This is a genomic window from Micromonospora parastrephiae (assembly GCF_016802865.1).
Taxonomy (GTDB): Bacteria; Actinomycetota; Actinomycetes; order Mycobacteriales; family Micromonosporaceae; genus Micromonospora; species Micromonospora parastrephiae.
The window spans coordinates 1-5,239 of the sequence record NZ_JAEVHM010000284.1; the positions used below are offsets into that span (position 1 = coordinate 1).

The window sequence follows — 5,239 nt, forward strand, 5'->3', positions numbered from 1 at the left end:
GGCTGTGGGCCGCTCGCGCCGGTCGGGGTGGGCGTTGCTGGCCGCCGGCGGCACACCGGCGGCGGTTGGCGCGCCGGCGCCGGCCTGGGCTTCCTCACCGGCGTGGCGCTGTTCGCGCCGCTGCTGGCCTGGACGAACCTGCACACCGGCTACCTGCCGTGGGTGTTGCTGTCGCTGTTGCAGGCCGGCTACCTGGCGCTGCTCGGCGCGGCCACCGCCTGGGTGTCGCCGTTGGCCGACCGCGGCCGGTGGGCGTGGCCGGCGCTGACCGGCCTGCTGTGGGTGGGGCAGGAGGCGCTGCGCGACCGCACCCCGTTCGGGGGGTTCCCGTGGGGGCGGTTGGCGTTCAGCCAGGACTCGTCGCCGCTGCTGCGCCTCGCCGCGCTGGGCGGCGCGCCGCTGGTCACCTTCGCGGTGGCCCTCCTCGGCGGGTTGCTGGTCACCGCCGCCTGGCGGGGCTGGGTCGCCGCCCGGGCGACGACGCAGGGCGACGCGCCGGCGCGGCGGTGGACGCCGGTGGTCGTACCGGCCGTCGCGGCGGTGGCGCTCTGCGCGGCCGGCCTGCTCGTACCGGTCGCCGCCGCAGGGTCGGGCGACGCGGTCACCGTGGCGATCGTGCAGGGCAACGTGCCGCGCCTCGGCCTGGACTTCAACGCCCAACGGCAGGCGGTGCTCAACAACCACGTCGACGCCACCCTGGAGCTGGCCGCGCAGGTCGCCGCCGGCGCCCAGCGGCAACCCGACCTGGTGGTGTGGCCGGAGAACTCCAGCGACATCGACCCGCTGCGCAACCCCACCGCCGGCGCGCGGATCTCGCAGGCCGCCGACACCATCCGCGCGCCGATCCTCGTCGGCGCGGTCCTGCAGGGCCCCGGCGCCGGAAAGGTCCGCAACGTGGGCATCCTGTGGCAGCCCGGCACCGGCGCGGACCTGGCCCAGCTGTACGCCAAGCGCCACCCGGTGCCGTTCGCCGAGTACGTGCCGCTGCGCGACGTGGCGCGGATGGTCAGCGACAAGGTCGACCTCATCCGGTCGGACTTCGTGGCCGGCAGCACCCCGGGCGTGGTACGCGCCGGCCCGACGGTGCTCGGTGACGTGATCTGCTTCGAGGTCGCCTACGACGAGGTGGTCCGCGAGACTGTCACCGGCGGCGCGCGACTGCTCGTCGTGCAGACCAACAACGCCACCTTCAACGTCGCCGAGGCCCGTCAGCAGATGGCCATGGTGCGGCTGCGGGCGGTGGAGCACGGCCGGCCGGCGTTGATGGCCTCCACGGTCGGGGTGTCCGGGTTCGTCTCCCCGGACGGGCGGGTAAGCGATGCCACCGGGTTCAACACCCGGGAGGTCGTGGTGCGGCAGCTGCGGCTCGACGGCGGACGCACCCTCGCCACACGCCTCGGCTGGTGGCCGGAGGTGGCGCTCGCCGGGCTGGCCGCGGCGGCCCTGGTCGGCGCGGCGGTGCTGCGCCGGCGGCAGCGGATCATGCCCGGATAGCAGCAGCCGGTACGCCGGCGGAAGCGGAGGAACCGTGATCCAGGCGACCGATACGATCCGGCGTCCGGACGAGGTGCCCGGCGTGGGCCGGGTGCTGGTGGTGATCCCCACCTACAACGAGGCCGACAACGTCGCCGCGATCGTGCAGCGGGTCCGCCGGGCCGCCCCGGCGGTGCAGATCCTCATCGCCGACGACAACAGCCCCGACGGCACCGGCGCGATCGCCGACGACCTCGCCGCGGGCGACGGGCACGTGCAGGTGCTGCACCGCGAGGGCAAGCAGGGCCTCGGCGCGGCGTACCTGGCCGGGTTCGGGTGGGCGCGCGAGCGCGGCTACGACGCGGTCGTGGAGATGGACGCCGACGGCTCGCACGCCCCGGAGGACCTGCCGGCGCTGTTGACGGCCGCCCGCGACGCCGACGTGGTGATCGGGTCGCGGTGGACCAGCGGCGCGCGGGTGCTGAACTGGCCGCTGCGGCGGCTGCTGCTGTCGCGCTGCGGCAACCTGTACGCGCGTCTCGCGCTGGGCATGCCGGTGTCCGACGCGACCGGCGGCTACCGGGTGTACCGGATCAGCGCGTTGGACGCCATCGACCTGGAGTCGGTCTGCTCCCAGGGCTACTCGTTCCAGGTGGAGCTGTCCCGGCTGGCGCACCGGGCCGGTGTGCGGATCGTGGAGGTGCCGATCACGTTCGCCGAACGGGAGCGCGGGGACAGCAAGATGAGCCCCCGCATCGTGGCCGAGGCGCTGTGGCGGATCACCACCTGGGGGGTGCAGGACCGGCGGCAGGCGGTACGCCGTGGTGTCAACGGCACCCCCACCGGTCAGGTGCGGTGGCCGTGAGCGCGGCCGTGTCATGCTGGACGGGCGGGACACGTCCATGGTGTCGCGGGAATGGCGATGAGGTGAGATGCGCCGAGGACTGAGGTTCGTGCCGTTGGGCCTGCTGCTGGCGGTGGTGCTGGAGCTGGCCGTGTTCGTCGGGGTGGGACGGGCGCTGGGGTTCGGCGCGGCGGTGCTGCTGGTGTTCGCCGCGTCGCTGCTGGGGTTGGTGCTGCTGCGCCGCGAGGGCATGCGCGCGTGGCGCGGGTTCCGCTCCGCGACGCAGGCGGGACAGCCGCCGGGCCGGCAGGTGACCGACGGCCTCGTCGGGTTGGTCGGCGCGCTGCTGCTGGCGGTGCCCGGTCTGGTCAGCGGACTGGTCGGGTTGCTGCTGCTGGTGCCGCCGCTGCGACGGTTGGCCCGTTCCGGGGTGCAACGCACCGCCGAGCGGCGTGTGTCGTCGATGGTCGCCGGTGACCTGTTCGGGCCCCGTACGGTGCGGGTGCGCCAGGGCGCGCCCCAGCCGGCGCCGAGCCCGCAGCCGGAGCAGCCGGTGGTCGTCGACGGTGGCCGGGCCATCGAGGGCGAGATCATCGAGCCTGGCCGCAACTGAGCGAACCGGACACGACGGCGCCCCCGGGATTTTCCCCGGGGGCGCCGTGTCGTGCGGTGTGCGGCTCAGGCGCGGCCGCGACGCGTACGAACCTCCTGGAGCCGTTCGGCGAGGATGTCCTCAAGCTCGGCGATCGAGCGCCGCTCCAGCAGCATGTCCCAGTGGGTACGTGGCGGCTTGGCCTTCTTCTGCTCCGGCTCGCTGCCGTCGACGAGTCGAGCGACGCTGCCGTCGAACTTGCATTCCCAGGTCGTCGGGACCTCGGCGTCGACGGCGAACGGCACCTCGAACTGGTGGCCCTTGGCACAGAGGTACTCGCGGGTCTGACGCGGCGCGAGCTCCGTGTTGCGGTCGGATTCGTAGCTGACCGCGCCCAGGCGGCTTCCGCGCAGCATACGCTCGCCCATGATCGACTTCCCCTCGTTCGTGGTGCTGGTCTTCTGGGTGTAACGGTGCGTTCCCGTCGAGCCATTCCCGCCGGAGGGCGTGAGGCGTCCACGGGTGGGCCGCGACCAAGGGTAGCCGGCCGTGGCGGCCACCCGGCCAGGTGATCCCGGGCGGGTCGCATTGGTGGAGTGTTTCGGCTGCCACCGGGGATGTTAACCGCCCGAGTGCAGTGGAGGTTGCGATGGCCCAGGACGTCCCGGTCGAGCGCCGAGCGGTCACCGAGCGGACGTTCTTCGGGCATCCCCGGGCACTGGCGACGCTCTTCCTCACCGAGATGTGGGAGCGGTTCAGCTTCTACGGGATGCGGGCGATCCTCGTGCTGTATCTCACCGCCGAGGTCGCCGACGACGGGCTGGGTCTGGGCGAGGCCAACGCCAACGCGGTCTACGGCACGTACAACGCCATGGTGTACCTGCTGGCGCTGCCCGGCGGGTGGGTCGCCGACCGGCTGATCGGCGCCCGACGCAGCGTGCTGTGGGGCGGGGTGGTGATCGCCGCCGGGCACTACGTGATGGCGGTGCCCGTGCGGTGGAGCGTGTTCGCCGGGATGGTGCTCATCGTCCTGGGTACCGGCCTGCTCAAACCGAACATCTCCACGATGGTCGGCGCCCTGTACGACCGGGACTCCCCGCGCCGCGACGCCGGCTTCTCGATCTTCTACATGGGCATCAACCTGGGCGCGTTCATCGCCCCGCTGATCACCGGCTACCTCGGCGAGAAGATCAACTGGCATCTGGGGTTCGCGGTCGCCGCCGTCGGCATGACCTTCGGCGTGATCCAGTACGTGCTGGGCCGGCGCAACCTGGGCGACGCCGGTGACGGCCTGCCGACCCGCTGCTCGGCGCCGACCGCCGCCGGGCGCTGACCCGAGCCGCGCTGGCCGTCGTGGTGCTCGTCGTCCTCGTCGCCGTCCTCGCGCTGGTCGGGCTGTTCACCGTCAACACGGTGGTGAACGTGCTCACCGCGGTCACCGTGCTCGTCGCCATCGGCTACTTCGCCCGGATCATGACCGACCGGGAGCTCAGCGCGACCGAACGTCTCCGGATGAAGGCGTACCTGTGGCTGTTCGTCTTCGCCGCCGCGTTCTGGCTGATCTACGACCAGGCCGGCTCGGTGCTGAACATCTTCGCCGCCGAGCGCACCGACCGGGACGTCGCCGGCTTCACGTTCCCGGCGTCCTGGTTGCAGTCGGTCAACCCGATCCTCATCATCATCGGCGCGCCGCTGTTCGCGCTGCTGTGGCTGCGCGTCGGCAACCGGGTCTCCACGCCGGTGAAGTTCGCCGTCGGTCTGGTGCTCAACGGTTTGTCGTTCGTGCTGATGGCCGCCGCCGCGCAGGCCGCCGTCGGCGGCGAGCGGGTGTCACCGTGGTGGCTGGTCGCGGTGTACGCCATCCAGGTCGCCGGTGAGCTGTCGCTGAGCCCCGTGGGCCTGTCCGCCACGACCAAGCTGGCGCCGGTGAAATACGCCAGTCAGATGCTGGGGCTGTGGTTCCTCGCCACCGCCGTCGGCGACGCCATCGGTGGCCAGGTGGCCCGGCTCGCCGAGACCTGGTCCGAGCCGACCTACTTCCTCACCTTCGGGCTGGCGTCGGTGGCGTTCGGCCTGGGCGCGGTGATGTTCGCCCGACACATCCGCGCGCTGATGGCCGGCATCCACTGACCCCGGCAGCGGTCAGCCGGCGACGTCCTCGGGCGCGGCGGCGCCGAGGCGGGACAGCGCCAACGCCAGGTCGCTGACCTGGTCGCCGAGCTGCGCCACCCGCCGCTGCGCCACGTCCCGGTCGGTTTCGGCCGCGTCCAGTCGTACCGTCAGGGTGGTGACCCGGCCCTCGGCGGTGGCCGCGGCGTGCCGGGCGGCGG

6 protein-coding genes and 1 pseudogene are annotated in these 5,239 nt (G+C 73.0%); 5 read left to right on the forward strand and 2 right to left on the reverse strand.

What is annotated here, in order from left to right; genetic code table 11:
- From lnt to JNW91_RS29405, 3 genes are all read left to right on the forward strand, one after another.
- A partial coding sequence (gene lnt, locus JNW91_RS29395) for an apolipoprotein N-acyltransferase (RefSeq protein WP_203178764.1) occupies positions 1-1,494 on the forward strand: 1,494 nt, incomplete at its 5' end.
- A gap of 34 nt (positions 1,495-1,528) precedes the next feature.
- Positions 1,529-2,338 carry a polyprenol monophosphomannose synthase gene (locus tag JNW91_RS29400; RefSeq protein WP_309244518.1) on the forward strand — a complete coding sequence of 270 codons (810 nt, stop codon included), beginning with the start codon at positions 1,529-1,531 and terminating at the stop codon, positions 2,336-2,338.
- A 67-nt stretch (positions 2,339-2,405) separates the two neighbouring features.
- A complete protein-coding gene (locus JNW91_RS29405) occupies positions 2,406-2,930 on the forward strand; it encodes an FxsA family protein (RefSeq protein ID WP_203178765.1) in 525 nt (174 codons plus the stop codon).
- 65 nt (positions 2,931-2,995) lie between these two features.
- On the opposite strand, the gene JNW91_RS29410 is transcribed toward JNW91_RS29405, so the two are convergent.
- The gene (locus JNW91_RS29410) at positions 2,996-3,337 is read right to left on the reverse strand and encodes an RNA polymerase-binding protein RbpA (protein WP_046564157.1); all 342 of its coding nucleotides are present in this window, start codon (positions 3,335-3,337) and stop codon (positions 2,996-2,998) included.
- Between the two features lie 221 nt (positions 3,338-3,558).
- On the opposite strand from JNW91_RS29410, the gene JNW91_RS33280 reads away from it, so the two are divergent.
- Together JNW91_RS33280 and JNW91_RS33285 are read left to right on the forward strand one after the other, a co-directional pair.
- Positions 3,559-4,242, forward strand: a complete 684-nt coding sequence (locus tag JNW91_RS33280) for a peptide MFS transporter (RefSeq protein ID WP_255545327.1) — start codon at positions 3,559-3,561, stop codon at positions 4,240-4,242.
- A 20-nt stretch (positions 4,243-4,262) separates the two neighbouring features.
- The gene (locus tag JNW91_RS33285) at positions 4,263-5,039 is read left to right on the forward strand and encodes a peptide MFS transporter (RefSeq protein WP_309244519.1); all 777 of its coding nucleotides are present in this window, start codon (positions 4,263-4,265) and stop codon (positions 5,037-5,039) included.
- 12 nt (positions 5,040-5,051) lie between these two features.
- Here the strand turns inward: JNW91_RS33285 and JNW91_RS29420 are convergent.
- A pseudogene (locus JNW91_RS29420) lies at positions 5,052-5,239 on the reverse strand (hypothetical protein); the annotation flags it as partial.

Excerpts from the sequence above, each read along its gene's own strand:
- JNW91_RS29405 (WP_203178765.1), top strand. The coding sequence starts at position 2,406 with ATGCGCCGAGGACTGAGGTTCGTGCCGTTGGGCCTGCTGCTGGCGGTG.
- JNW91_RS29410 (WP_046564157.1), bottom strand. The coding sequence starts at position 3,337 with ATGGGCGAGCGTATGCTGCGCGGAAGCCGCCTGGGCGCGGTCAGCTAC.
- JNW91_RS33280 (WP_255545327.1), top strand. The coding sequence starts at position 3,559 with ATGGCCCAGGACGTCCCGGTCGAGCGCCGAGCGGTCACCGAGCGGACG.